The sequence below is a fragment of the Thiomicrospira microaerophila genome (assembly GCF_000934765.1).
GTDB classification, from domain to species: domain Bacteria; phylum Pseudomonadota; class Gammaproteobacteria; order Thiomicrospirales; family Thiomicrospiraceae; genus Thiomicrospira; species Thiomicrospira microaerophila.
Genome location: NZ_JYNN01000001.1, coordinates 125,507 through 151,149 on the forward strand (window position 1 = coordinate 125,507; position 25,643 = coordinate 151,149).

Genomic DNA, 25,643 nt, shown 5'->3' on the forward strand with positions numbered 1-25,643 from the left:
ACAACCTTCTCCTAACAACGCCAGATAGCTTGTGCGCTAAGGCTTGTCGATTAAATAATCTTCTTCGTCTAACTCAAGCGATTCAACCACCACATTAATAGACTGCAGGCCGTGATACTTAACCTGACTGTCATCACCAATGTTTAGCGGATGCCAATTAGGTAAAGACAAGTTGAAATAACGCAAACGATAGGCGCAAGAGTCAGGCAGCCAATCAAATTCAGCCACTCGCTCCAGCGTTAAGGGCACACAGCTGGGGACATTAATCGAACGATTAGCATAATCGCCACAGCTCCCTGTTTGAATATCAGAATAACGGCAAACAATGCGGGTATAGACAATTTCGTCTGTGTCTTCATCTTGTAACTTATGTAAACAGCACAAACCACAACCATCACACAGGCTTTCCCATTCGGCTTGGCTGAGTTGGTCTAGCGCTAAGGTTTGCCAGTATTTTTCTTTATTCGTTTCCATTAAAACATGTCCAGGGTTCGCTCCAAACGCGACATTGTACCTTAAAGGCGTCAGATAAAAACCGCTCACCGCTTGTGGGTGGGCACACAATACAAAATCGTTCATCAAACAGGCTAAATGCTAGCGCATAAGCATGCAAATAGCCACGCGACTCAAGCTTGGCTTCGACCCGCGCTTGATAACGAACATCACCCGCAATCGGCGCGCCTAAGCTTTTCAGCGCCACGCGAATCTGATGGGTTTTACCCGTATGAGGTTTGATTAAAAACGCACGCTCATTTGGCGCAAGACTCGCGCTAACAAATTGGGTAATAGCAGGATTTTGTTGGCTTTGGATTAAACGCCAACTGCCGCGCCGACTCGGCTGCATATCTCCCTTAATCCAGCCCTGCTTCTTTTTCGGTTTATGGGTCGAAATTGCCAGATAATACTTCTCAATTTCACGCTGTTCAAACAAAGCTTGAAAAGCCTGCGCGCTAGCGAGGTTCTTGGCAAGAATCACTAATCCCGATGTCATCTTATCCAATCGATGGACAGGATAAAGCGACAAACGGGTTTGTTGCTCGGCTAACACAACCAGGCCTGGTTGATTTTCCGAGTGAAAACTCATGCCATCGGGTTTATCGAATACTAAAAAATCAGCGTTTTCAAATACAATGTTCACAAACACCTTCGATTGCATTACATTAATAAATATTAAATAATTGCCCAGTTGGTCAGCATTTTGCTTAGTAAAATTAAAAAACGATAAATAGCCAATGCTGCCGGTTTTACCACTAGGCGCCTGTCGATCTAAGCGAAGAAGTTTGGCTTGAGTCCTACAGGATCCTAAACAGGTTGAATAAAGGTTTTCATAGCCTGCTATGTTTCGTTTTTATAGCGTTTATGCTAGATTGTACTGCCTAGAGATGATAATAACATGTGACTAGGGAAAATAATAACATGATTAAATGCAAGGATGATGTATGAGCGAGTTAAGTCCACAAGAAAAAGTAAAAACCTGTTTAAACTATATCGATAATCGACTGGAAACCACCTCCCAGCAAACCATCCAAATTGCAGAAATGATGATCGATGACCTAAAAAGACTCAGCTACCAACAAGCTGAAGCGGTAAAATCAGAACAAATGGCCGAATACCTCGGCGAACTAAAAGACATTCAACTTAACTGGATGCACCAACTCCAAGACATTATTCTAGAGCAAACCAACCGCGATTTAAGTGGACAGGTTATCCAGGCACTGCAACACTTTACCGACAAATTGAATACTGTCCAATTGGCCCACCTCGACTTTCCCTTACCGAGTGCGGTAGCCTCTAAGCAGGCAGATGCGTTTGAATATTTGGATCAAGATGATATTGATGCACTGTTTGGCAATCAGCAAGATGAGGAAGATAGCGAAAGCGATGAAAGCACTGAAAGTCATGAAGCGCTGGAAAACGATCCCAATCAGACCGAAGACACCGGCGAGTTAAAAACAGAAAAAAAGAAAAAGTCTGATAAAGCGGACAAAGATAAAAAGAAAAGATAACAACCACTACCGGCTAATCAGGAAAAACGCATCTTAAACAAATCATAAATTACTAACCCGCGTCATTGCAAACCAGGGCAAACGCACCTAAAGTTATTAATAAATCAACAACTTACAATCAGGTCTCGCTCCCACGTTGAACGTGGGAGCGCTTTGGAATTGGGTTTGAGCGCTGTTTCATAGGTTAAATCGGTCTGCATTCCCACGCACAGCGTGGGAATGAGCTTAATCTCTCAAACCAAGCGCAAGGTTGGCTTGAGATTGCCGCGTCGCTGCGCTCCTCGCAATGACTGGAATTTTCAACAAGCAGAAACAAAAAAAACCAGCCTGAGCTGGTTTTTTTTGTTTCTTCAAAACGAATTAAATCGTTTTGCCTGCATAGTCGGCAAGACCTGGATCTTGATCAACGCCAATCAACGTTGGGTGATTCACTTTGCTAAGCTTCACAACACCATTGTTCTTCTTCGCTTCACGACGTAAATAGTCTGCAACGATATCCCAAACTAGGCGACCATCACCGACGGTATCAACCTGCGCCCAACCTGTAACAGAATAGGTTTTATTCATTTCAATCGGCGTACCGTCATCCAATACCATATTAGTAATACGATTACCCAATGCTTCATTCGGATCAATAGTGTAATCCATACCACCCAAACGAACCATGTCACCACCCGATTGCAGATAGGGGTCAATAACAAACAAGTTTTCAGCAATACCTTCAAAAATGTCTTTTAATTGCGCACCGGTTAATTCAGTACGATAGGTTTCACCATAGGTTAATGAGGTTTCATCCATTAGGCGTTCCATCGTGATCATCTCACCGGCCATGACTGAAGTACCCCAACGCACACCAGCTGACATAGCGATTTGTGCATTATGCTCTTCACGTAAAGCGTTAACGATAATCTGATCCCAAGTACCCATGAAGTTACCACGACGATATAATGTGTCACCGGCAATCGCCAATTCTTCACCTAAGATTTCGCCAAAGGTTTTACCCAAACGATCTTTGTTGTTACGGAACTTAGGATTACGCGCCTCAACCACATTTTCATCATACTTACGCATATACAAGTCATCAATATACTTCTGCATAGTCGGATCAGCTGGCAATACGTTTGCGAATACAGGCAGCAAACGATACTCAACACCCGCCAATTTACCGTCTTTGATGTTCAAGTCCATCACGCCAACAAACTTACCGTTAGAACCTGCATTAGTGACATAACAAGTGCCGCCATCTGGACGCTTCACCTTAGTCGGTGCCGGCATACCATCATGCGTGTGACCACCAAAAATTGCATCAATACCCGATACGCGACCGGCCATTTTAATATCCACGTCCATACCGTTATGCGAAATTACAACGATAGCCGCGACATTTTCATTTGCTTTGATGTGGTCAACGGTTTCTTGCATTTCTTCTTCACGTAAACCAAATGACCAGTCAGGGAAGTTAGCAATTGGGTTAGCGTTTGACATACGTGGGAAGGTTTGACCAATCACGGCAACACGATGACTGTTTAGTGTTTTAATCGTGTAAGGTTTGAACGGAAGCAATTTTTCTTCATCGTACATACCATGACCACCATGACGCTCTGTCATTTCAAGGTATTCATCACCAAACAAGGCATCTTCGCGCAGACGGGTATTGTTGGAAACATACTCCCCTTTAAACGCGTTTAGATTACGAACCACTTCTTCTTGCTCGTAAGTGAATTCCCAGTGACCCGTCATAACGTCAACACCTAGGATATTGGTTGCTTCAACCATATCCATGCCGCGCGTCCATAATGCCGTTGCCGAACCGTGCCATGTATCGCCACCGTCCATGTGGATGCTGTTACCAGCACCCGCTTGCTCACGCAAACGGTCAATCAAGGTTTTCATGTGCGCATATCCACCTAGCTTGCCGTATTTCTTTGCCGCTTTATCAAAATCTAAATAGGTAAAGGCATAGGCTTCAGGTGAGCCTTCTTTAATATGCACACCATCCTTAGCTAAACTTTCTAGTAACTTTTTACCCACAATGTGAGGACGCTGACCATGAGCAGGACCCACACCTAGGTTTACGTTTGGTTCACGGAAATGAATGGGTTTAAGCTGCGCGTGCGAATCGGTAGTGTGGATTAAACGCACATTGCCTTTAAGCGGCATATCATATTCTTTTTTCCAATCTACTGGCTTGCCACCCATTGCTTTTGCACCTGCAGGCAACATACCCGCTGCGGCCGCCACAGCCATAACATGTAAAAATTCACGACGATTTAAAGACATAGGGTCTCTCCGTTCAAGTTAAAAATTCAGCGCAAGCGCCCGTTTAAAAAAAGTGCATCTAAGTTAACTAAATTCGCCTGTAAAGTCAAACAAGCGAACTTATAACTACACCAGAATTATCTTATAGTCGATTAAAGCGAGTTTATAACTCTGTCACCAGTCAACCATTTAAGCAAAAACAAAGGATGTATTAGCCCACCCACTTGCGCGCGTTACGGAACAAGCGCATCCAAGGCGCATCTTCTGTCCAATCATCTGGACACCAAGAATGCTGCACCGCGCGGAACACGCGCTCAGGGTGTGGCATCATAATCGTCACCCGTCCATCTTCAGTGGTTAATCCCGTAATACCTTGTTCAGAACCATTCGGGTTAAACGGATAACGCTCGGTTGCCAATCCCTGCGCATTGACATAGCGCAAACCAATCAAACCTTTTGCCTGTTCTGCCGAACCTGAGCCAAAATCAACGCAACCTTCACCGTGAGCAACGGCTACTGGAATGCGACTTCCTGCCATCCCTTTTAACAACACAGAAGGAGAATCTTGCACTTCAACCAGCGACAAGCGCGCTTCAAACTGCTCCGAACGGTTACGAACAAACGCGGGCCAATGTTCAGCGCCTGGAATAATGGATTTTAAGTTCGACATCATTTGACAGCCGTTACACACCCCTAAACTAAAGGTATCTTGACGATTAAAGTAGGCTTCAAACTGGTCACGCGCCATGGAATTGAACAAAATCGAACTCGCCCAACCACGACCCGCGCCCAGTACGTCACCATAAGAGAAACCGCCACAAGCAACCAAGCCTTTAAAATCCTCCAGCGTGATACGCCCTTCAAGAATATCACTCATATGCACATCTATCGCACTAAACCCGGCACGATCAAACGCCGCCGCCATTTCTTGCTGACCGTTCACACCCTGCTCACGCAAAATCGCCACTTTTGGGCGCACACCCGTATGAATAAAGGGCGCGGCAATATTATCGTTAATATCAAAACTGGGTTTCGCCACCAGCTCCGTATTCGCCGCGTCTTTAATCGCATCAAACTCTTGCTGCGCACACACTTCATTATCACGTAAGGCTTGAATACGATAAGAGGTTTCTGACCACCAGGCCTGGTAATGCGCACGTGCGCCTTTTAATAAGGTTTTTTCTTGATGCTTGATAACGATTTCGTCCACGCTATTCGGTTGACCGATCCAATGGGTCATTTCTGATAGACCCTGCTGTGCCAAAATTTGATTAACCTGTTCTAGCGAATCGGCCTTAACCTGAATCACCGCCCCCAGCTCTTCCGCTGCCAAAGCCGCAATCGAGTTATCCCCCAAATCAGCGACATTAATATCAAGTCCACAATGACCCGCAAACGCCATTTCCATTAAAGTCACCAACAAACCACCGTCTGCACGATCATGGTAAGCCAGCAATAAATCGGCAGCATTTAACGCTTGAATCGCGTTGAAGAAGTTGATGAGATCCTCCGCATGATCCAAATCAGCGGGCGTTTCGCCTACTTGACTATAAACCTGCGCCAAACAGCTTGCGCCCGTCCGGTTTTGCTTGCGGCCTAAATCAATAAGCGCCAATTTAGTTTCGCCTAAATCGGTGCGAAGCTGAGGGGTTAGGGTTTTACGCACGTCCTCAACGATAGAAAACGCGGTAATATTCAAAGAAATCGGTGAAATCACCGCTTTAGCCTGATCGCCATCTTGCCATACGGTTTTCATCGACATCGAATCCTTGCCAACGGGCACAGAAATCCCCAATGCCGGGCATAATTCCATGCCGACGGTTTCCACCGCCTCAAATAAGGCGACATCTTCGCCCGGATGCCCGGCGGCGGCCATCCAGTTAGCGGACATTTTGATATTGGATAACTTGCCAATTTTAGCGGCGGCTATATTGGTAATCGCTTCTGCAATGGCCAAACGTGCCGAGGCTTTAGGGTTAATTAACGCCACGGGGGGACGCTCGCCCATCGCCATCGCTTCACCGGTATAGCCTTGATAATCAGACGCGGTCACACCCACATCCGCTACAGGCACCTGCCAAGGACCGACCATCTGATCACGTGTCACCATGCCCGTGATCGTTCGATCACCAATGGTAATTAAGAACGACTTATTAGCAATGGTGGGCAGTTTTAACAAGCGCTCGGTGACTTCTTCAAGTTCAAGATTTGCAGTTTCAAACGCGGGTTGTGGCAATGGACGCGAAGTGACATCACGCTGCATTTTAGGCGGTTTGCCTAATAATACATTCAGCGGCAAATCTACCGGACTGGCTTGCAATACGGTGTCATTAACAACCAATTCTTGTTCAGCGGTGGCTTCGCCGACGATGGCGTAAATGGCACGCTCACGTTTACAAATGGCTTCAAACTGCGCAATCTTGTCAGGATAAATCGCAATTACATAACGCTCTTGCGACTCGTTGCACCAAATCTCCATCGGTGACATACCCGGTTCGTCATTCGGTACTTTGCGCAAATCGAATTTGCCGCCGCGGCCTGCATCATTGACTAACTCAGGAAACGCATTCGACAGACCGCCCGCCCCGACATCGTGAATCGAAGCAATCGGTGTGTCTTTACCTAAATAAGTACAGCGATCAATCACCTCTTGAGCTCGACGCTCCATTTCAGGGTTGTCACGCTGTACCGAAGCAAAATCCAACGCCTCTGAGCCCGCACCCGTATCAACACTAGAGGCGGCACTTCCACCCAAACCGATTAACATCGCCGGCCCACCCAGCACAACCAGTTTGGCCCCTACCGGAATGTTTTGTTTCTGTACGTGCATTTCACGGATATTGCCTAAGCCACCCGCCAACATAATCGGCTTGTGGTATCCACGCACTTCTTCACCCTCAGTGGTTAAGAAAGGGTTTTCATAACTGCGAAAATAACCATTAATTGCCGGACGTCCAAATTCATTGTTATAGCCTGCCGCACCCAATGGCCCTTCAATCATGATATCTAATGGCGATACAATTCGTCCAGGACGACCATAATCACGCTCCCAAGGCTGTTTAAAACCTGGGATATTTAGATTCGACACGCTAAAGCCCGTAAGACCTGATTTGGGCTTAGACCCCTGCCCAGTTGCGCCTTCATCACGAATCTCGCCCCCTGCGCCCGTTGCGGCACCAGGAAAAGGCGAAATCGCCGTTGGGTGATTATGGGTTTCTACCTTAATCTGTACATGCGTCGGCTCATTTGAATAACCATACTCCGCACTCACAGGATCAGGGAAAAATCGCGTGGCTTGTGGCCCTTCCATGACAGCGGCGTTATCGCTATAAGCGGATAGCACACCTTCAGCGTTTTTTTGATAGGTATTGCGAATCATACCGAACAGCGACTTGTCTTTCGCCTCACCATCGACCACCCAGTCAGCATTAAAAATCTTATGGCGGCAATGTTCGGAATTGGCCTGCGCAAACATCATCAGCTCGGCATCGGTTGGATTGCGTTCAAGCTGGACAAAATTCGTCACTAGGTAATCTATTTCATCTTCACTCAAAGCAAGGCCTAGCTCTTTATTGGCATGCATCAACGCATCACGACCTTCAGCCAACACATCTACACGGGCTAAATCACGCGGCGAATGTTGCTCAAACAAAGCACCAATCGCCGATAAATCAGTCCAGACCACAGAAGTCATACGATCATATAAGGCCGGTGTAAACTTAGACAATTTATCATCATCCACACCCTTAAGAAAATACGCCACACCCTTTTCAATTCGCTTGATACCTGCTAAACCACAGGTGTGAGAAATATCAGTTGCTTTTGATGACCAAGGTGAAATGGTGCCTGGGCGAGGGGTAACGAAACAACTGGCTGATTGGCTAGGTGTTAAATCATCCGCGTGACCATTTAACAGATGAGCCAACTGCGAAAAATCATCAGCCGACATTGAGGCGTCAGCTTCTACAAAATAGACGGATTGCGCCTTTAAACTGGATACACTACCCAACAAAGCCAATTTTTGAGACAGTTGATTTAAACGATATTCTGAATGAGCGGGAAGACCCCAAATGATATGCATAACGTGGTTCCTAAATAGAAAAAACCCTCAAAAAGAGGGTTAAGATCAATCAATAAATTATTCTGTAAGCAAACCTAAAGCCTCAAGGATTTGGCGGCGTTGCTCTGCTTTTAAAGATGTTTCGCCAGATTGAACAGTCAGTGTTAGCCGTGTTTGACTCGTTTCAGCTTCAACCGTGCTTAATGATAGTTTAACCAGATCGGGCTGTGACGAACGCCCAAACAACCGCGCAAAAAAGCCTTGATTCTGTGCCGCTATCTTCGGCGTCTTCACCCAGAGTTCATGTTGGCGCACATTAGAGGACTCAACCTGCCAGTCAGCACGATATTGCATCGCCTGCAAATAGTCCCAAGCTTGCGAAATAGGCGCATTCAACATCAAGCCCATGAACGCCTCACCCTCAACAACCTCTTGGTAGTAAGCGGTGGATTCAATCTGACTTAAAGCTGTATTCTGCTGCATACCAAAAAACAACAACGCACGATATAGCATTAAGTTTTCCATCATCGGCTCATAGGGACGCAAAGTCCAACGCGTGGTATCTGAACTCGAATCAGCCAGCATCATGTGATGGTAAAAATAGACAAGAACTTGATCCTGTTCGCTGACCAATTGAACACTTAGGCGATCATAAACACCCTTCGCCAACTCAGGTCGCCAGCTATTTAATAAACGAGAAATTCGACCAAGCTCTTGCTCAGTGGGTGCCACCTCGCTTCGGGCTAGATACTGAGTGGTGATTAAACCTAGTTCAGGTCTTTGTTGATCAATTTTAAACCCTTGAGCCACTAAAAACCGTTCAACAGCATGCCAAGCCTGATCTGCACTCAGTTCCTCAAGCACTAACCATCGCTGATGAAGGTTTGACCCTAGGCTAATTCCATCAACTTCAATCGCAGGTAAACTGTCGATTTTTTTAGCTGAATGCGTCGCGACATCCAAACTAAGCAGTGGATCGGCGGCCCGCCGAAGCACGAAATTGGGGGGCGTTTCTAACTGTTTTGCCAACTCAGACTGAGACAAGCGATAATCATCATCGCCATTAACCCATTTTGACAAACCTGAGCAACCCACTAAGCTGACACTTAATCCTGCTAAAGCAAAAAGTTTAAAACGCTTATTAAAAATCAAGTTACAACACTCCTGCTTGCTTTAATGCGCCACGAACGACATCGTGATAATCCGTCGACAGAGGGGTTAAAGGTAAACGAATCGCTGACTTAATTTTGCCCATTTCAACCAACGCCCATTTCACAGGAATTGGATTCGCCTCAACAAATAATTTTTGATGAGCCTCCATTAATGGCGCATCAAGCTCACGTGCTAAATCTGCATTGCCCGCTAAGGCCGCATTGTAAGCCTGTGACACCTGTGAAGGCGCAATATTGGCCGTCACCGAGATCCCGCCCTGGCCCCCTAATAAAATAAACTCTATCGCGGTGGCATCATCACCGGTATATAAATCAAAGTCATCACGGACTAAAGCACGAATTTTCGCGACTCTAGATAAATCACCTGTTGCCTCCTTAACACCTACAATATTACTGACTTTCGCAAGGCGACCAATGGTTTCAGGCTGCATATCACACGCCGTTCGCCCAGGTACGTTATATAGAATTTGAGGAATATCAACGGCTTCCGCAATTTTCTTGTGATGAAGATACAAGCCTTCTTGGGTCGGTTTGTTGTAATAAGGCGTCACTAATAAACAGGCATCCGCTCCCACCTTTTTAGCACATGCTGTTAGCTCAATGGCTTCAGATGTTGAATTCGCACCGGTTCCTGCAATAACAGGGATGCGCTTAGCGACCTTATTAACCACAAAAGCAATGACCTCGCAGTGCTCTTTCATGTCCAGCGTCGCTGACTCACCCGTAGTGCCTACCGCCACAATGGCATCTGTACCGGACGCAATGTGCCACTCAATCAAATACTCAAGTGATTGATAGTCAACACTTTCGTCCTCATTCATCGGCGTGACTAACGCCACCATACTGCCTTTAAACACGCTCAACCTCACTCAAAAATGTAAACCGCTTGGCGTCAAACGGGCAGTCGTTTACCCTTGAGCCAGCTTAAAGAAGTAATATTACCTTTTAAGCGCGGCTTGTTCAACTTGAATTCACGCCAACAATAAAAACTATTGCGCCGCTAATCAAATATAGCGATACTAATCACTCTAATCTTCAACGGAGACACAACATCAATGGACGTCATCAAAATGGACGCATTTTCACTTAGCGCCACCCCTGAACAAACGCTCACGTTAAGCAATCTCAGCCACCAATACTCAGTGCTTTACTTTTACCCAAAAGACAATACACCTGGTTGCAGCCAAGAAGGCCAAGACTTTAGTGATTTACATAATCAGTTTAAGGCATTAGGCGCACAAGTTTACGGCGTTTCAATGGATAGTTTAACCAAACACCAGCATTTCAAACAAAAGTACAACTTCCCGTTTGAACTGATTAGCGACCCAGATCAAGTCTTATGCAACATGTTCGATGTAATTAAGCTAAAAAAGAATTTTGGTAAAGAATATTATGGCATTGAACGCAGCACATTTATTTTATCCCCTGACAATCAAGTCATTGCCAGCTGGCGAAAAGTCAAAGTCAATGGTCATGCCCAAGCTGTGCTAGAATCGTTAATAGCTTATCAAAACACGCATTAAATTTTTACTCGAGTTAAAAAAGGAACGCCTTATGACCAACACAGCACGCTTATTTATTCTTGATACGAATGTGTTAATGCACGACCCGATGGCGCTGTTCAATTTTGATGAACATGACCTCTATATTCCGATGACAGTGCTTGAAGAATTGGATGCAGGCAAAAAAGGCATGTCTGAAGTCGCACGCAATGTGCGTGAAACCAACCGACTACTTGATCAAATTATTGATGGTGCCGATTTTGAACAAATTAAGCAAGGCCTACCCTTAGAAAACATTCACCCTATCAAACGCAATAGTGATGAACTTCGACTTGGGCGTTTATTCTTTGAAACGGAGCACCTCTCCTCCGAGTTACCTGTCGAAATTCCTACCTATAAAGCAGATAACCAAATTCTCAAAACAGGCTTAGCACTCAAAGCCAAGTTTGCAGACCGCAATGTCACCTTGGTCACCAAAGACATTAACATGCGCATCAAGGCGTCCGCTGTAGGCCTTCACTCTGAAGACTATTATAACGACCGTGTACTAGAGGATGCGGATCTGCTCTATACAGGCTATGAATTTCTTGAAGACAATTTTTTTGAAACCCATGGTAAAGACATGAAGGCCTGGCAAGAGGGCGCACGTAGCTTTTATGAACTTCAAATCAATGATGACAACACATGGTATCCAAACGAGTGCCTCATTAGTCAGAACGCGTCTGGATTTAGTGCCATTGTGCGCTCGATTTCAGACAACAAGGCCATACTTGAAACCCTGCGTGATTTTAGTGAAACCAAGCATGCTGTTTGGGGCATTAGTGCGCGTAACGCTGAACAAAATATGGCCATGAATTTATTAATGGATCCTGACATTGATTTTGTATCACTTCTTGGGCCTGCCGGCACAGGTAAAACCCTACTTGCGCTGGCCTGCGGCCTAGACCAAACACTCGACCAGAACATTTACAATGAAATTATCATGACCCGCGCTACGATTCCGATTGGTGAAGATATTGGTTTCTTACCCGGCACAGAAGAAGAAAAAATGACCCCTTGGATGGGCGCCTTGATGGATAACCTTGAGGTATTAACCCAGGGCGATGGCAATAGCGCCGATTGGGAAAAACAAAGCACGAGTGAGTTGCTCAATAAACGCATCAAAATCAAGTCACTGAACTTTATGCGCGGGCGTACCTTCATGAAAAAATACATCATTATTGATGAAGCGCAAAACATCACCCCCAAACAAATGAAAACCCTCGTCACGCGTGCCGGTGCAGGTACTAAAATAATTTGCATTGGTAATATTGGGCAAATTGACACGCCCTACCTGACGGAAACCACCTCGGGGCTCACGTATGTAGTGGATCGCTTTAAAAACTGGGCACATGGCGCGCACATTACCTTAAAACAAGGTGAACGCTCTCGCTTGGCGGAATTTGCGTCTAACACCCTATAACCATGCAAAAAGCGGCTAATCAAATCCTTGTGGTGGATGATGACCCTGCGATCAATGCGATACTCACCCTGATTTTAGAAGATCAGGGTTATTTTGTTACCTCGGCACTCAGCATTCAAGAAGCAAAGCATCACGTTTTAATGAACAAGTTTGCAATTGCACTACTTGACTTAGGCCTCCCACCAAACGAACATACACCAGAACAAGGATTTAACTTACTTAATTGGATTCGAAACAACCAGAGTCACTGTCACATCATTGTGCTCACAGGTCAAACTGACACGGCCTATGAAGCGATTAAACTCGGCGCATTTGATTACCTCAGCAAGCCGATTGATGAAGCCGACATCATCAAATCAATTCAACGTGCTAACTTGTTTTATCAACAGAACCAAAAAATGAAACAAGCCGGATTACATGCACTACGACTGCAAACTGAATTAGGCGACGGTGTGAAGCATATTCGCAATCAAGCTGAAGAACAAATCATTCGACAACTCCTTCAGGACTACGACTTCAACGTACATGAAGTTGCCCGAAAACTAGGCCTTAAACGCGAAAATATTTATTATTTAATCAAAAAATACAATCTGGAACGCCAGTGCCACCATGATGACACTTGAACCTAATCCCTCCTGGTTTTTTTTATTAACACTCATTGGCTTAGTCATACTGTTGGTTTTTATTTACCTGCGCCAACAGAGCTATCAATTAAGTCGTGCGATTTCGGGACTCTATAAGCTTAACAAGGATGAGCAGCAAGATGTGCTAAGCTTCATCAACCAGGCCTGGTTATATCTAGCGCGATCTGGATTAGTTGGGTTTAGCGCGCATATAGACTGGTTTGGCACAACACAAACCTTTAAATTTGGCAAACAAACCGATTATTTTGATATCAAGCACTTACAGGGGAATGAGATCAGCATCGAATGCTGCTTTTACACGCCAAAAAAGCTAAAAGGTGAGAAGCACTACTTTACAGAACTACTAAAAAACACCTTCCTACAACTGTTAGACCACAATATTCAAACCAAGATTAATCAGATCTTTACTACACAGCTCGGACTACAAAAGGCACAACTTTTTAATCAACATGACCTCAAAAACCTGATTCAATTTATTCAGCTGCTTGAAGGACAAGTAGCAAAAACACACTCCCCCATGCAAACAGAACGATTAATCGCCAGCCTTAAACGCAGCCTACCTTCGATTAAACAGCGTGCGGAACGGCTTTTAATAAAAAGCGCAACCCAAGCACCAGTGACACAGCCTATTCAATTAAACACCCTGTTAGACCAACTCACGAAACCCTTGTTTATTCCTTACCGCCTGACAGGCGACGCCAACATAAACACCGACAGCGCAAAACTGGGCGAAGCCTTGTATAACATCATCGCCAACTTCCGCGATCATAACGCAACGCACTCACCGCTTCAGATGACGATTAGCCAAACAGATCAACTCATTAAAATTCGCTTTGAACAAGCCGCCGACTCGATTAAAACACAACAACTTAAAAGCCATGCTATAAGACTGTTTGAACCCTTTTGGACCGATTCACCCAGTGGCATGGGGCTTGGGCTTTACATGGCTCGGCAAACATTAAAACAACAAGGCGGAGACCTTTTATTCATCCCAGCCAATGACCACATCATTTTTGAAGCGAGACTGTTAGCTTTAGCACCCTCTCAGACTTATTTTAGCGAATCCGGTTTAGATTTATCCTCAACCACTTCACCTTCAATCACCCCAGCATCGGTATCCGCTGATGCATAACGCTTCTTAGTCACCTCTTGATAATAAGCAATACGCCCGGTTTCCGTATCTCGCACAGTCCACTCCGCATGCACATAACCAGCGTTAGCTCCTTGCATAGCACCACGCTTAAGTAACCAACGTTTAGCCAAATAGGCACGAATAGGCGGAACCAAAACTAAAAATCCCATTAAATCGGTGACCAGGCCTGGTAACAACAACGCCACACCACCGATAAACACCAACATACCCTCAACGACTTGTTGCTGTGGCGGCTCCCCCTGACGCATACTTAACTGGGCTTGCTTCACAACCTGTATGCCTTGATGCTTCATAAAAAACGCACCCAGACCCGCCGTAAAGATTGTGAGTAAAATCGTCGGCAAAGCACCTATCACAGACCCTACTTCAATTAATACATACAGCTCGAGAAGCGGCGCAACAATAAAAACTACAAAAAAAACTTTAAACATAAAAATAAAACCTTTAGCAAAGCGAAGCTTGGCTGATGACTGAATAATGAAATGTCTTTATGACATCATTAAGCTTATTTTTCAAGCTTAGCGTAAATTTAAACTAAAATTATCCATCATTCCTTAAACGTTTCATGGTTTAACTAGCCTAACTGAAACACAGTCTGCTAAAATTCACAGCGCATTATAAAAATAATTTAGGATACAGACATGTCGAACATAACACGCGAACACGCTTTTTCAGCTTGGCTTATCAGCCTTTTATTTCTCCTGAGCTTATTTGCCAGCTCCTCGCAGGCCATGATGGGGGATGATCTGCTGGATGCCGATGATGCCTTTGCGCTTCAGCAGGTTGAGGTTTCAGCGAGCGAGTTAAAAGTTAGCTGGAAAATTGCGAAAGACTATTATCTCTATAAAGACCGCATTTCCGTTGAATCCAATGACATTCAGCTTTCACAACCCAGTTTTCCAGCCAGTGTGCGCAAAAACGACCCGCTATTTGGTCAAGTTGATGTTTTTACCAAAGATTTCTCTATTCGCGTGCCCTACTCAGCCAATGTACAGCGTGCGCAATTAACGATAAAGTATCAGGGCTGTTCTGAAAAATATGGGGTTTGCTATCCGCCGCAAACCAAGCAAGTCAGCGTTAATTTACCTGCATCATCAAATACAACCTCCTCAACACCCTCACTCGGTGCAATCGGTTCATTACAAGAACTCAATGCCCTACTTGCCTCCTCTACCGGCTTTGACTCTGGATTGTTAGATGTCGATGCCGCATTTGCGTTTAGCCATGACATTCCAGGTAATGGCGAAATACAAGCCTTTTGGCAGGTTGCGGATGGCTATTATTTGTACCGCGATAAAATCAGCGCCCGTATCCTTGAGGGGCAAGCCACGCTTGGTCAAATCCAAACGGTGGCTGGCAAGCAAAAAGATGACCCACTATTTGGTTCGGTTGAGGTCTATTATGGCCAAGCGACTGCTAGCCTGCCGCTCTATGACGTGCAGGGCAAAGTGGTGGTCGAGTTTGAATATCAAGGCTGCGCCGAAGTGGGTGTTTGCTACCCACCTGAGCGCAAACAAGTCACCATTGACGCCGCCACTTTTGGCTCAGCTGGCGCCGCGCCAACAAGCGCAACAACCGCCGTTGATCGCAGCCAAATGTCGGAATCCGACAGAATTACCGATACATTAAAAAACTCGAATATGTGGGTGGTGATTCTCACCTTCTTTGTATTTGGTCTATTGCTTTCATTAACCCCTTGCGTTTTCCCGATGATTCCGATTCTATCGAGCATTATTGTTGGGCAAAGTGCCAAAACAGGTCAGCCTATTTCAACTAAACGCGCCTTTATTATGTCGCTGGTGTTCGTATTGGCGATGGCGATGGCTTATACCATTGCTGGCGTTCTAGCCGGCTTGTTTGGTGCGAATCTGCAGGCCACTTTACAAAACCCATGGGTACTGGCGAGTTTTGCACTGGTGTTCGTGTTGTTGGCGTTGTCGATGTTTGGCTTTTACGAAATCCAATTACCAAGCAGCCTACAAAGCAAAATCACGAATATTTCTAATAAACAGCAAGGCGGTTCGCTAACAGGTGTGGCGATTATGGGCTTTTTGTCCGCCTTAATCGTTGGCCCCTGTGTGGCGCCTCCTCTCGCCGGTGCGTTGATTTATATCGGCCAAACCGGTGATGCGCTGCTTGGTGGTTTAGCCTTGTTTGCGATGAGTATTGGCATGGGGATTCCGCTGCTATTGCTCGGCACTTCCGCTGGCAAGCTGTTACCGCGTGCGGGTGCTTGGATGAATACCGTCAAGGCTGTGTTTGGTGTCTTGCTATTAGCCGTGGCGCTTTGGTTGGCTGATCGCATCATGCCAGATTGGTTAACCTTGATTGCATGGGCATCACTATTGATTGCTTCGGCGATTTACATGGGCGCTTTAGAACCGATAGGTGATAAGTCTAACTGGCACAAGCTTTGGAAAGCGATGGGGTTAGGCATGTTGGTCTATGGCTTAATTCTGATTATCGGTGTTGCTGGCGGCTCAAGAGATTTACTCCAGCCGTTAAAAGTCTTCCAAGGTGGCGGGAGTGGCGCACAACAAGAAACCAAGCTTCAGTTTGAATACATTAACAGCCTTGATGAACTGAATGCGCGCATTGGTAAGGGGCAACCCGTGATGCTGGATTTCTATGCTGACTGGTGTGTCAGTTGCCATGAAATGGAGCGCTTTACCTTTAGCGATGCCAATGTGCAGACCGCGCTGGCTGGTGTTACTTTGCTGAAAGCCGATGTCACGGCTAATAATGCCGACCACCGTGCGCTAATGCGTGAGTTAGGCATTGTTGGCCCGCCCGCTATCCTGTTCTACAACCCACAAGGCCAAGAGCTTCGTGGCCAACGGGTTGTCGGCTTCCAAAATGCGGAAACCTTCAAAGCCACCATTGACGCGGCGCTGAAGTAAATCGGGATAAATAAGCCTAGGGTTTTTACACCATAACCCTACTCCCACGCTGCGACTAAGATTAGAAAATGCCCGTCATTGCGAGGCCGCGCAGCGACGCGGCAATCTCTCAAGGGCGCGCACCGTCTGCCAGAGATTGCCACGGCCTTCGGCCTCGCAATGACGTGTATTAACCTCGTTCCCACGCTGTGCGTGGGAATGCAGACCGATTTAACCTATGAAACAGCGCTTAAACCCAAGTCCAAGGCGCTCCCACGTTCAACGTGGGAGCGATACCTGGTTGTAAGTTGTTGATTTATTATTTACTTTAGATGCGTTTGCCCTGGGCCTGGTTGGTATTGAGCTGTTAGTTTAGCGTTAATCTTTACAACTCAGCCGTTCACTTACTTTCAACTCCGTTGTCTTCAATTCAATCACTTTCAGCTACTTTTAAACACTTTAAACGCGGTTTCCAACCCAAAAAGGGCTATATTTTTGCACAACATCTGTTTTACCCTTTTATTTGAAGTATAATCCGATTATTAGTTTTTTTCTGGATTTGAATCTATGGCAAGTATTCTAGTAATTAATGGCCCTAATCTTAATATGCTTGGGCGACGAGAACCGCATATCTATGGCCGACAAACACTGGCCGACATTGTTGATGAGCTTGAAACAATTGCCGATGACTTTGCGATACGCCTTTGGCACTTTCAGAGCAATGCGGAACACGAAATTATTAAACGCATTCATCAGGCGATGGATGATGGCACAGAGTTCATCATTATCAATCCGGCAGCTTATACCCATACTAGTGTCGCCATTCGCGATGCAATCGCGGCGGTAAATATCCCCTTCATTGAAGTTCATTTATCCAACGTACATAAACGCGAAGCTTTTCGCCACCACTCCTACTTTTCCGATTTGGCGGTAGGTGTCATTACTGGACTTGGCTCTGATGGCTACCGTTTTGCACTCGAAGCGGCAATCAAACATCTGGAATAAAAACACCTATTAAAAAACATTAACAAAATACATAACAACCCAAATAATAAAAGGAAATCAATATGGATATTCGTTCAATACGCAAATTAATAGAAATCGTCGAAGAATCAAACATAGCTGAAATTGAAATCAAAGAAGGTGAACATACTGTTCGCATCACGCGCAATAAAGAACCGATTATGATGCAAGCGCCTGCGATGCAACAGGCTTATCAACAACAGCCCGCGCCAGCACCTGCCGCTGCACCGGCATCCGCACCCGTTGTCGAAAGCACACCGCCGGCTATCAGCGGCGAGCCTATCACCTCCCCAATGGTCGGCACCTTCTACGCCGCGCCCTCTCCTGATGCACCGGTATTTGTACAAATAGGTCAAAAAGTCAATGTGGGCGATACGCTTTGCATCATTGAAGCGATGAAAATTATGAACCCCATTGAAGCTGAAGTATCTGGTACGATTAAGCAGATTTTGGTATCCAATGCCGACCCAGTTGAATACGGCCAAACCCTATTTATCATCGAATAATCAACAGGAACGTTTATGGAAAAACTATTGATTGCCAATCGCGGTGAAATAGGCTTGCGTATTTTACGCGCATGTAAAGCACTAGGTATCAAAACTGTCGCTGTACACTCTACGGCTGATGCTAACTTAAAACACGTTTTAATGGCCGATGAAACCGTTTGCATTGGTCCTGCACCGTCTAATCTAAGCTACTTAAATATTCCAGCGATTATTTCGGCGGCTGAACTGACAGACGCGCAAGCGATACACCCCGGTTATGGCTTTTTGTCTGAAAATGCCGATTTTGCTGACCGCGTTGAAGAAAGCGGCTTTATTTTTATCGGCCCCAAAGGTGACACGATTCGCATGATGGGTGACAAGGTATCGGCTATTCGTGCGATGAAGGCCGCGGGTGTTCCGACTGTCCCGGGTTCTGGTGGCCCCCTAGGCGACAATGCTGAAGAGAACCTCAAAGTGGCCCGCGAAATTGGCTACCCTGTCATTATCAAAGCCTCCGGTGGCGGTGGCGGACGCGGCATGCGCGTTGTTCACACTGAAGGTAGCTTATTAAAATCGATTCAACTCACCAAGCAAGAAGCCGGTGCTGCCTTTAACAATCCTGAAGTCTATATGGAAAAGTTTCTTGAAAACCCACGTCATATTGAAGTACAGATTTTAGCCGATGGCCAAGGAAACGCCATTCACCTTGGCGAGCGCGACTGCTCCATGCAACGCCGTCATCAAAAAGTGGTAGAAGAAGCGCCTGCACCAGGCATCACCCAACAACAGCGCGACCACATTGGTGGCATTTGCGCCAAAGCCTGTATTGATATTAACTATCGCGGCGCAGGTACCTTTGAGTTTTTGTATGAAAATGGGGAGTTTTATTTCATTGAAATGAACACCCGCTTACAAGTTGAACACACCGTCACCGAACAGGTTACAGGTATCGATCTTGTAAAAGCACAAATTGAAATTGCGATGGGTAGACCGCTAAGCATCAAGCAAGAAGATGTTAAAATTAGCGGTCATGCAATTGAATGTCGCATTAATGCTGAAAATCCTGCCAAAAACTTCATGCCTTCACCCGGCAAAATAACGCGCTTGCATTTCCCAGGCGGCCCTGGCGTTCGCTTGGACACGCATATCTACAATGAATACACGGTGCCACCGCACTATGACTCGATGATAGGTAAGTTAATTTGTTATGGTACAGATCGTGAAATAGCGATTTCTCGCATGCATATTGCGCTTCAGGAGTTTGCAATCCGAGGCATTGATACCAATATTGATTTAAATATTGAAATCATGTGTGATCAGGGCTTTTGTGAAGGTGGACAAAACATTCACTACCTTGAACATCGTTTAGAGCACTTAATTTAATGGCCTGGATTCAACTTAGCATCATTGTCGAAGAAGCCCTAGCCGAGCCGCTATCTGATGCCTTAATGGACATTGGCGCGGTTTCAGTAACCTTTACTGAAACCGGGGATCAGGAAATTTTTGAACCTGAAATTGGCACCACCCCCATCTGGGATCAAACGCGGGTATTAGGTTTGTTTGATGCCGAGGTGGATAATGCCACGATTTTGCTGGCATTAACCCAGCTCATGCCTCAAATTCAACCCAGCGCTTATAAGTTTGAGCTGATAGAAGACAAGGATTGGATTCGCGAATGGATGGATCAATTTAAGCCGATGCCATTTGGCGATAATTTATGGATAGTTCCTAGCTGGCTTGAAGCTCCCAACCCGGATGCCGTTAATTTGTTGCTCGACCCTGGTTTGGCTTTTGGTACGGGTACCCACCCTACCACCGCTATGTGTTTGACCTGGCTTGACCAACACCCCCCCCTAAATAAAAGCGTGATAGATTATGGCTGTGGCAGTGGTATTCTGGCCATCGCCGCCGCCAAACTTGGCGCCAAACAGGTAAAAGGAACCGACATTGATCCGCAAGCGATTACCGCCAGCCAAGACAATGCACAGCGCAATAGCGTCCCCATTGCATTTGCATTAGTAAAGGATTTTAACGCTGAACCCGTTGATTTATTAATCGCTAATATTCTAGCTGGCCCGTTAAAAGAATTAGCCGCTGAGTTTCAACGTCTGGTTAAACCAGGCGGTCAGTTAGTGCTTTCTGGTCTTCTAGCGAGTCAGGCCGATGATCTAATTGCGCATTACCATGACGTTGGTTTCAACCTTAATCAATTGGATACCCGCGATGATTGGGGTTGTTTGTCTGGCTTTAAATTTTAACCAGGCCGGGTTGTGAAACAGCTTAAAATTGGGCGCTATACACTTGATAATAATCTTGTGTTGGCGCCGATGGCCGGCATTACTGATTCGGTTTTTCGGCGCCTGTGTGCTAAGCTTGGGGCGGGGTACACTGTTGGCGAAATGCTGAGTGCACAAACCCAGCTTTGGGATAGTCAAAAATCACAAACGCGGTTTGTCAACCAAGCCGACCCTGAGCCTAGATCGGTTCAATTATTGGGCGTTGAGCCTGAACAACTTGTAAAGGCCGCTGTTTTGCAAGTTGAACAGGGCGCACAAATTATTGATTTAAACCTGGGGTGCCCCGCTAAAAAAGTGTGCAATATAGCCGCTGGCTCAGCACTTTTGGCCTATCCAGATCGTGTGACTAAAATTTTTGATGCACTGGTAACATCACTTGACGTGCCTGTTACAGTCAAAATTCGAACTGGCACTGATGCTGAGCATATTAATGCCATTGAGATTGCCAAGATCGCTGAACAATCGGGCATCAGTGCGATTAGCATTCATGGCCGAACCCGTGCTGATAAGTTTAATGGATTGGCCGAATATGACACAATCAAACACGTAAAACAAGCGGTGACGATTCCGGTGATTGCAAATGGTGACATTTCAACGCCCGAACAGGCTCAATTTGTATTAAAATACACTCAAGCAGATGGCATTATGATTGGGCGTGCCGCATTGGGTAATCCTTGGATTTTTCAACAAGTGAGATATTACCTTGAAACAGGTACACATCTTGAAAAACCTTGTTTTAATCATATCAAAGCCATCTTGCTTGAACACCTTGATGGTTTGTACGCACTCTATGGAGAACTTCAAGGATTACGCATTGCTCGCAAGCATACTGGTTGGTATTGCCAGCATTTAAATGAAGGTGAAAAACTTCGCCGTGCATTTAATCAGCTTGACAACCCAGCCGCGCAACAGGCGTTAATTGAACATTTTTTTGCAAACTTGGTTTAAAAACACATGACTTCAAAACCCACACCCCAGTCTTTAAGCGATCATTTAATTCAAACACTGGATCACTACTTCATGACGCTAGAAGAACAAGATGCCTGCAATCTACATGAAATGGTCATACAACAAGTTGAAAAACCGCTAATCGAGTATGTGCTTGGCAAAACCGAAGGTAACCAAACTAAAACCGCCAATATGCTCGGCATCAATCGCAATACACTGCGCAAAAAAATAGTGCAATATGCCATCGGCATTGAACAAAACTAATCTCGCTTTTACCCTTTATTTAAACTAAGACTTGGAGAGTTATATGAAACCCGTGCGTCGTGCCTTAATAAGTGTTTCGGATAAAACCGGCATTATCGAATTTGCACAAGCCTTGAGCCAGATGAACGTTGAAATCCTATCAACGGGTGGCACCTATAAAGCCTTACAACAAGCAGGCCTGGTTGTAACGGAGGTGTCTGAGTACACTGGCTTTCCGGAAATGATGGATGGGCGTGTCAAAACACTCCACCCTAAAGTCCACGGTGGACTATTAGGTCGTCGCGGTATTGATGATGCGATTATGAACGAGCACGGCATTAAACCGATTGATATGGTGGTCGTCAACCTCTACCCTTTTGAAGCCACCGTAGCAAAAGCCGACTGTTCACTCGAAGATGCGATTGAAAACATCGATATCGGTGGGCCAACCATGTTGCGTTCTGCCGCTAAAAACCATAAAGATGTCGCGGTGGTTACCGACCCCCTAGACTACGCGCGTATTTTAGAAGAAATGCAAGCCAACAATGGCCAACTGGCGCACGCTACCCGTTTTGACTTAGCGATTAAAACCTTTGAGCAAACAGCGCGTTATGATGGCGCCATTGCCAACTACTTCGGCACGATGTTTTCTGATGACCAGGCCGATGCCTTCCCACGCACCTTCAACACCCAGTTTGTAAAAAAACAAACCATGCGTTATGGTGAAAACCCGCATCAAAACGCCGCCTTTTATGTTGAACGCAATGCGAATGAAGCCTCGGTATCTACCGCTACGCAGCTTCAGGGCAAAGAGCTCTCGTTTAACAATATCGCCGATACCGATGCGGCCTTAGAGTTGGTTAAAACCTTTGAAGACATCGCCTGTGTCATCGTTAAACATGCCAATCCGTGCGGCGTAGCAATAGGCTCTAGTTTGTTTGAAGCCTATGATCGTGCTTACAAAACCGACCCGACTTCGGCATTTGGTGGCATTATCGCGTTCAACCGTGAGCTTGATGCACCCACCGCACAAGCGATTGTTGATCGCCAGTTTGTTGAAGTCATTATTGCACCTAGCATCAGCAGTGAAGCCGCTGCGATTGTTGAAGCCAAAAAGAATGTTCGCCTACTTGCTTGCGGTGCGCTTAGTGCGCAGCAAGCCGCCTATGATTACAAACGTGTAACAGGCGGATTATTGGTTCAAGACCGTGATTTAGGTATGATTGCTGAAGCCGACCTTAAAGTGGTTACTGAACGCGCGCCGACACCTGAACAAATGCAAGATTTGTTATTTGCTTGGAAAGTCGCCAAGTACGTTAAATCCAATGCGATTGTTTATGTCAAAGATGGCATGACGATTGGTGTGGGTGCGGGTCAAATGAGCCGTGTCTATAGCGCCAAAATTGCGGGCATTAAGGCGGCTGATGAAGGCTTAGAAGTACCCGGTTCCGTCATGGCCTCGGATGCCTTCTTCCCCTTCCGCGATGGGATTGACGCGGCGGCGGCGGCAGGCATTACTGCTGTGATTCACCCGGGTGGCTCAATGCGTGACGAAGAAGTCATCGCCGCCGCCAACGAACACGGCATAGCGATGGTGTTTACCGGTATGCGCCACTTCAAACATTAAAGTCGTAATGGCTTATTTGCCCAAGCTCGTTGTTGGACAAACGCTTCCGATGCTCACCTACATTTAGTAGGCTGCGCTTCGGGTCGTTTCTCCGCCTAGATCTTGGGCAAAACGCGCATTACTCAAAGCAACATTTGATTTACTTTACTGCGCTAGTTATGCAGCAGAGTGAATCATTAAAAGGACGATTTATGAAAGTATTAATTATTGGTAGCGGTGGGCGTGAGCATGCATTGGCTTGGAAAACAGCGCAATCACCTAACATCACCCAAGTTTATGTCGCACCTGGCAATGCGGGCACCGCGATTGAGCCCAATCTTGCCAATGTCAATATTCAAGTTACCGACCTACCAGGCCTGGTTAAGTTTGCACAAGAAAACCAAATTGGTTTAACCATTGTTGGCCCTGAAGTCCCCTTAGTATTAGGCGTGGTGGATGCGTTTCAAGCCGCTGGATTAAAATGCTTTGGCCCAAGCAAAGGCGCGGCGCAACTGGAAGGCTCTAAAGCCTTTAGCAAGGACTTCCTCGCCAAACACAATATCCCTACGGCTGAATATAAAGTCTTTACAGAGATCGATCCAGCAATCGACTATATCGCTGAAAAAGGCACGCCGATTGTGATTAAAGCCGATGGCTTAGCCGCAGGCAAAGGGGTGATTCTTGCGCAGTCCCAACAAGAAGCACAAGACGCTGTGCGAGATATGCTAGCCGGTAATAAGTTTGGTGATGCCGGCTCGCGGGTAGTGATTGAAGAATTTTTATACGGTGAAGAGGCCAGCTTCATTGTGATGGCCGATGGCGAACATGTTCTGCCGATGGCTACTTCACAAGACCACAAAGCGCGGGATAATGGCGATAAAGGCCCGAATACCGGTGGCATGGGCGCTTATACTCCAGCACCGGTTGTTACACGCGATATTCATAACCGCATCATGGATGAAGTGATTTATCCAACGATACAAGGCATGGCGGCGGATGGCCTACCCTATACCGGTTTCTTATACGCCGGTGTGATGATTGCACCAGACGGAACCCCTAAAGTGTTAGAGTTTAATTGCCGTTTTGGCGACCCTGAAACCCAGCCGATTATGATGCGTTTAAAATCAGATTTGGCGGATTTGTGTCTAGCGGCATTAGACAAAAAACTGGATACCCTTCGTGCTGAATGGGATCCACGCCCTGCTTTGGGTGTGGTGCTTGCTGCCGGTGGTTACCCTGACGATTATCGTAAAGGCGATGTGATCAGTGGTTTAGATGATGTCAACGCGGCCGATGTCAAAGTGTTTCATGCGGGTACGGCATTAAACGAAAACAACCAAGTGATTACGGCTGGCGGACGCGTATTATGCGTAACCGCACTCGGTCAAAGCGTGAGTGGCGCGCAACAACGTGCTTACCAAGCGGTTGGAAAAATTGACTGGGAAGGCTGTTTTTCACGTTCTGATATCGGCTACCGTGCCGTTGCGCGTGAACAGCAAAAATAATCCTACCGACCACCCTTATGAATGCGACCAGGTTAGAAAGCTTATAAGCCTTCTAACCTAATCAAAAAGGATTAAAACTATGGAATTCGATAGCGTACACAATTTTTATGAACGCCATGTTGTTAATGAAATCACTGACAACTACATCAACACCGGACTAACACCAGATCAACTTGCCGATATGGCTTGTATTGCCCTCAATCAAATTCCGCCGCGCTATATCCGACATGATATTGACATGAGTTTTTATATGTCACCTATCGAATATGACGAAATAGAATTGAAAGTAAAAGCGTCTGTAAAAAAAGCGTACGACAAAATCAAAAGCAATACACAAAACGCCACAGGCTCTTAACGGCTTTGTCCAAAGGCAACCGGACGCATCACGCGCCAGTTACC

The 25,643-nt window shown here is 45.9% G+C and carries 22 protein-coding genes; 15 read left to right on the forward strand and 7 right to left on the reverse strand.

All coding sequences use genetic code 11. The features are described from left to right. Positions 1–36 precede the first annotated feature (36 nt). A complete protein-coding gene (locus NA59_RS00530; RefSeq protein ID WP_044406294.1) occupies positions 37–474 on the reverse strand; it encodes a YcgN family cysteine cluster protein in 438 nt (145 codons plus the stop codon). Beyond that, the gene (locus NA59_RS00535; protein ID WP_232503999.1) at positions 461–1,138 is read right to left on the reverse strand and encodes a TIGR01621 family pseudouridine synthase; all 678 of its coding nucleotides are present in this window, start codon (positions 1,136–1,138) and stop codon (positions 461–463) included. Before NA59_RS00535 ends, NA59_RS00530 begins: the two co-directional genes overlap by 14 nt. 301 nt (positions 1,139–1,439) lie before the next feature. Between NA59_RS00535 and NA59_RS00540 the strand changes: the two genes are divergently transcribed. Then, positions 1,440–2,006, forward strand: a complete 567-nt coding sequence (locus NA59_RS00540) for a hypothetical protein (RefSeq protein WP_198401023.1) — start codon at positions 1,440–1,442, stop codon at positions 2,004–2,006. A 360-nt stretch (positions 2,007–2,366) separates the two neighbouring features. On the opposite strand, the gene NA59_RS00545 is transcribed toward NA59_RS00540, so the two are convergent. From NA59_RS00545 to dapA, 4 genes are all read right to left on the reverse strand, one after another. Further along, positions 2,367–4,286: a 5'-nucleotidase C-terminal domain-containing protein gene (locus tag NA59_RS00545; RefSeq protein ID WP_044406300.1), complete on the reverse strand. Its 1,920-nt coding sequence runs from the start codon at positions 4,284–4,286 to the stop codon at positions 2,367–2,369. A gap of 190 nt (positions 4,287–4,476) precedes the next feature. Further along, positions 4,477–8,346, reverse strand: coding sequence for a phosphoribosylformylglycinamidine synthase (gene purL / locus NA59_RS00550; RefSeq protein WP_044406303.1), 3,870 nt, complete (start codon positions 8,344–8,346; stop codon positions 4,477–4,479). 57 nt (positions 8,347–8,403) lie between these two features. Beyond that, a complete protein-coding gene (locus NA59_RS00555; RefSeq protein ID WP_052501356.1) occupies positions 8,404–9,477 on the reverse strand; it encodes an outer membrane protein assembly factor BamC in 1,074 nt (357 codons plus the stop codon). Between the two features lies 1 nt (position 9,478). Then, positions 9,479–10,354 carry a 4-hydroxy-tetrahydrodipicolinate synthase gene (dapA, locus tag NA59_RS00560; RefSeq protein WP_044406306.1) on the reverse strand — a complete coding sequence of 292 codons (876 nt, stop codon included), beginning with the start codon at positions 10,352–10,354 and terminating at the stop codon, positions 9,479–9,481. Positions 10,355–10,567: 213 nt separating this feature from the next. On the opposite strand from dapA, the gene NA59_RS00565 reads away from it, so the two are divergent. The 4 genes from NA59_RS00565 to NA59_RS00580 are packed head-to-tail and all read left to right on the forward strand — an operon-like array spanning position 10,568 to position 14,237. Next, complete coding sequence (locus NA59_RS00565) at positions 10,568–11,020, forward strand: peroxiredoxin (RefSeq protein ID WP_232504000.1); 453 nt, start codon at positions 10,568–10,570, stop codon at positions 11,018–11,020. 31 nt (positions 11,021–11,051) lie between these two features. After that, entirely contained in the window at positions 11,052–12,461 is a 1,410-nt protein-coding gene (locus tag NA59_RS00570; RefSeq protein WP_044406312.1) for a PhoH family protein, read from the forward strand. 2 nt (positions 12,462–12,463) lie between these two features. Then, positions 12,464–13,084, forward strand: coding sequence for a response regulator (locus tag NA59_RS00575; RefSeq protein WP_044406314.1), 621 nt, complete (start codon positions 12,464–12,466; stop codon positions 13,082–13,084). Continuing rightward, a complete protein-coding gene (locus tag NA59_RS00580) occupies positions 13,071–14,237 on the forward strand; it encodes a sensor histidine kinase (protein WP_044406317.1) in 1,167 nt (388 codons plus the stop codon). The genes NA59_RS00575 and NA59_RS00580 overlap by 14 nt, the downstream gene beginning before the upstream one ends. On the opposite strand, the gene NA59_RS00585 is transcribed toward NA59_RS00580, so the two are convergent. Then, on the reverse strand, positions 14,156–14,689 hold the full coding sequence (locus NA59_RS00585; RefSeq protein ID WP_044406320.1) for an FxsA family protein: 534 nt from the start codon (positions 14,687–14,689) through the stop codon (positions 14,156–14,158). The genes NA59_RS00580 and NA59_RS00585 overlap by 82 nt on opposite strands. Positions 14,690–14,899: 210 nt before the next feature. On the opposite strand from NA59_RS00585, the gene dsbD reads away from it, so the two are divergent. The 10 genes from dsbD (at position 14,900) to NA59_RS00635 (ending at position 25,599) form a co-directional block, all read left to right on the forward strand. After that, positions 14,900–17,158: a protein-disulfide reductase DsbD gene (gene dsbD, locus NA59_RS00590; protein ID WP_044406322.1), complete on the forward strand. Its 2,259-nt coding sequence runs from the start codon at positions 14,900–14,902 to the stop codon at positions 17,156–17,158. 546 nt (positions 17,159–17,704) lie between these two features. After that, positions 17,705–18,142: a type II 3-dehydroquinate dehydratase gene (aroQ, locus tag NA59_RS00595; RefSeq protein WP_044406325.1), complete on the forward strand. Its 438-nt coding sequence runs from the start codon at positions 17,705–17,707 to the stop codon at positions 18,140–18,142. 62 nt (positions 18,143–18,204) lie between these two features. Beyond that, on the forward strand, positions 18,205–18,666 hold the full coding sequence (gene accB / locus NA59_RS00600; RefSeq protein ID WP_044406327.1) for an acetyl-CoA carboxylase biotin carboxyl carrier protein: 462 nt from the start codon (positions 18,205–18,207) through the stop codon (positions 18,664–18,666). A 15-nt stretch (positions 18,667–18,681) separates the two neighbouring features. Continuing rightward, positions 18,682–20,028: an acetyl-CoA carboxylase biotin carboxylase subunit gene (gene accC / locus NA59_RS00605; protein WP_044406329.1), complete on the forward strand. Its 1,347-nt coding sequence runs from the start codon at positions 18,682–18,684 to the stop codon at positions 20,026–20,028. Further along, complete coding sequence (gene prmA, locus NA59_RS00610; RefSeq protein WP_044406332.1) at positions 20,028–20,903, forward strand: 50S ribosomal protein L11 methyltransferase; 876 nt, start codon at positions 20,028–20,030, stop codon at positions 20,901–20,903. Before accC ends, prmA begins: the two co-directional genes overlap by 1 nt. Positions 20,904–20,915: 12 nt before the next feature. Then, entirely contained in the window at positions 20,916–21,890 is a 975-nt protein-coding gene (gene dusB / locus NA59_RS00615) for a tRNA dihydrouridine synthase DusB (protein ID WP_096777563.1), read from the forward strand. Between the two features lie 6 nt (positions 21,891–21,896). After that, positions 21,897–22,154: a helix-turn-helix domain-containing protein gene (locus tag NA59_RS00620; protein ID WP_044406335.1), complete on the forward strand. Its 258-nt coding sequence runs from the start codon at positions 21,897–21,899 to the stop codon at positions 22,152–22,154. Between the two features lie 43 nt (positions 22,155–22,197). Continuing rightward, entirely contained in the window at positions 22,198–23,760 is a 1,563-nt protein-coding gene (gene purH / locus NA59_RS00625; RefSeq protein ID WP_044406338.1) for a bifunctional phosphoribosylaminoimidazolecarboxamide formyltransferase/IMP cyclohydrolase, read from the forward strand. Positions 23,761–23,951: 191 nt separating this feature from the next. Next, positions 23,952–25,244: a phosphoribosylamine--glycine ligase gene (gene purD, locus NA59_RS00630; RefSeq protein WP_044406341.1), complete on the forward strand. Its 1,293-nt coding sequence runs from the start codon at positions 23,952–23,954 to the stop codon at positions 25,242–25,244. Between the two features lie 79 nt (positions 25,245–25,323). After that, positions 25,324–25,599: a late competence development ComFB family protein gene (locus NA59_RS00635; RefSeq protein WP_044406344.1), complete on the forward strand. Its 276-nt coding sequence runs from the start codon at positions 25,324–25,326 to the stop codon at positions 25,597–25,599. The last annotated feature ends 44 nt before the right edge of the window (positions 25,600–25,643 follow it).

Excerpts from the sequence above, each read along its gene's own strand:
- NA59_RS00530 (WP_044406294.1), bottom strand. The coding sequence starts at position 474 with ATGGAAACGAATAAAGAAAAATACTGGCAAACCTTAGCGCTAGACCAA.
- NA59_RS00540 (WP_198401023.1), top strand. The coding sequence starts at position 1,440 with ATGAGCGAGTTAAGTCCACAAGAAAAAGTAAAAACCTGTTTAAACTAT.
- NA59_RS00545 (WP_044406300.1), bottom strand. The coding sequence starts at position 4,286 with ATGTCTTTAAATCGTCGTGAATTTTTACATGTTATGGCTGTGGCGGCC.
- purL (WP_044406303.1), bottom strand. The coding sequence starts at position 8,346 with ATGCATATCATTTGGGGTCTTCCCGCTCATTCAGAATATCGTTTAAAT.
- NA59_RS00565 (WP_232504000.1), top strand. The coding sequence starts at position 10,568 with ATGGACGCATTTTCACTTAGCGCCACCCCTGAACAAACGCTCACGTTA.
- NA59_RS00570 (WP_044406312.1), top strand. The coding sequence starts at position 11,052 with ATGACCAACACAGCACGCTTATTTATTCTTGATACGAATGTGTTAATG.
- NA59_RS00575 (WP_044406314.1), top strand. The coding sequence starts at position 12,464 with ATGCAAAAAGCGGCTAATCAAATCCTTGTGGTGGATGATGACCCTGCG.
- NA59_RS00580 (WP_044406317.1), top strand. The coding sequence starts at position 13,071 with ATGATGACACTTGAACCTAATCCCTCCTGGTTTTTTTTATTAACACTC.
- NA59_RS00585 (WP_044406320.1), bottom strand. The coding sequence starts at position 14,689 with ATGTTTAAAGTTTTTTTTGTAGTTTTTATTGTTGCGCCGCTTCTCGAG.
- dsbD (WP_044406322.1), top strand. The coding sequence starts at position 14,900 with ATGTCGAACATAACACGCGAACACGCTTTTTCAGCTTGGCTTATCAGC.
- aroQ (WP_044406325.1), top strand. The coding sequence starts at position 17,705 with ATGGCAAGTATTCTAGTAATTAATGGCCCTAATCTTAATATGCTTGGG.
- accB (WP_044406327.1), top strand. The coding sequence starts at position 18,205 with ATGGATATTCGTTCAATACGCAAATTAATAGAAATCGTCGAAGAATCA.
- accC (WP_044406329.1), top strand. The coding sequence starts at position 18,682 with ATGGAAAAACTATTGATTGCCAATCGCGGTGAAATAGGCTTGCGTATT.
- prmA (WP_044406332.1), top strand. The coding sequence starts at position 20,028 with ATGGCCTGGATTCAACTTAGCATCATTGTCGAAGAAGCCCTAGCCGAG.
- NA59_RS00620 (WP_044406335.1), top strand. The coding sequence starts at position 21,897 with ATGACTTCAAAACCCACACCCCAGTCTTTAAGCGATCATTTAATTCAA.
- purH (WP_044406338.1), top strand. The coding sequence starts at position 22,198 with ATGAAACCCGTGCGTCGTGCCTTAATAAGTGTTTCGGATAAAACCGGC.
- purD (WP_044406341.1), top strand. The coding sequence starts at position 23,952 with ATGAAAGTATTAATTATTGGTAGCGGTGGGCGTGAGCATGCATTGGCT.
- NA59_RS00635 (WP_044406344.1), top strand. The coding sequence starts at position 25,324 with ATGGAATTCGATAGCGTACACAATTTTTATGAACGCCATGTTGTTAAT.